Consider the following 1,562-nt stretch of genomic DNA (forward strand, 5'->3'; position numbering starts at 1 on the left):
ATTTTCATCCGTTGGTGGCCGCAATGGCTGTCGCATTTTCCGGGGCGGTCTTCGCCCAATCCAGTCCGCAGCTCATGGACACCGTCAATGTCACGGCCAAACGCGAAACGCCGTTGCCCAACAGCACCGGGGCCATGAACGCGATTGAGGTGGCCGGTCAGCGCGCCTATGTCAGCGATACCGCTCAGTTGTTGCGCGATGTGCCCGGTGTCAGCCTGTACGGTGCGGGCGGCGTTTCCAGCCTGCCAGCCATCCACGGCATGGCTGATGATCGCCTGCGCATCATCGTCGATGGCATGGATTTCATCGCTTCCTGCCCGAACCACATGAACCCGCCGCTCTCTTATCTCAACCCGAACAGCATCGGTACGCTCAAGGTTTATGCCGGCATTACCCCGGTCAGCGTTGGCGGCGACAGCATCGGCGGGACGATTATCGCAAATACGCTGGCGCCGGAGTTTGCCGCGCCGGGTCAGGGAATGCTGGCCAAGGGCGAGATTGGCGGCTATTACCGCAGCAACAACAATGCGATTGGCGTTAACGCTTCAGCCAGTGTCGCTACTGAAAACTTCAACGTGACCTACACCGGCGGGCTGTCCAAGGCTGATAACTACACGGCGGGCGGCGATTTCAAAAATTACGACGGAACTGGTCGAGCCGGTCATACCTTGCCGCGCGATGAAGTGGGCTCAACGGCTTATGAAACCCGGACCCACACTTTGGGCTTCGCACTCAAAGGCGGCAACCATCTGGTTGAGGCCAAAATTGGCTATCAGGAAGTGCCTGAACAGCTCTATCCGAATCAGCGCATGGACATGCTCGACAATACCCAGAAGCGTTTCAACCTGCGTTATCTCGGTCAGTTTGATTGGGGTTCGCTGGAAGCGCGCGCCTACCAGGAAAAGGTTGATCACTACATGGATTTTGGCGCCGACAAGCGCTTTTGGTATGGCAGCGGAATGCCACCGACTGGCTCGGGTGGCATGATGGGTTACGACGGCAAGGGTAATGGCTATCCCTGTTCGCCGGCAGGAACGATGGCTTGCGCCAACGGTATGCCGATGTACACGGAAAGCAAAACGACCGGCTTCAATCTCAAGGCCGACGTCTTGCTTGGCCAGCAGGATCTCCTGCGCGTTGGCGGGCTATATCAAAGCTACCGGCTGGATGACTGGTGGCCAGCCTCCGGTGGTGGCATGTACCCCGGAACTTTTGACAACATTAACGACGGCAAGCGTGATCGGACCGCCTTGTTTGGCGAGTGGGAGTCACGTTTCAGCCCGCAGTGGATGAGTTTGTTGGGTGTGCGCTATGAACGGGTTGCCACTGATGCCGGCAATGTTCAGGGGTATAACCCTAACACGAATGGCATGGCGGGGATGTGGAACAACCAGAGGTCGGATGCCACAGCCTTCAATGCCAAAAATCACGAACGTACGGACAACAACTGGGATATGACCGCATTGGCGCGCTACACCGCGAATGCCAATGCCGATATCGAGTTCGGTTTTGCCCGAAAAGTTCGTTCGCCGAATCTTTATGAGCGCTACACCTGGTCGACC

The 1,562-nt window shown here is 57.4% G+C and carries 1 protein-coding gene; it reads left to right on the forward strand.

Going from position 1 to position 1,562, the window contains the following annotated elements; translation table 11 throughout:
• Positions 1-23 precede the first annotated feature (23 nt).
• Positions 24-1,562: TonB-dependent receptor plug domain-containing protein (locus HEQ34_RS14395; RefSeq protein WP_296201608.1), on the forward strand; the 1,539-nt coding region annotated here is incomplete at its 3' end.

Origin of the sequence: Sphingorhabdus sp., assembly GCF_023910635.1 — a bacterium.
GTDB lineage: Bacteria > Pseudomonadota > Alphaproteobacteria > Sphingomonadales > Sphingomonadaceae > Sphingorhabdus_B.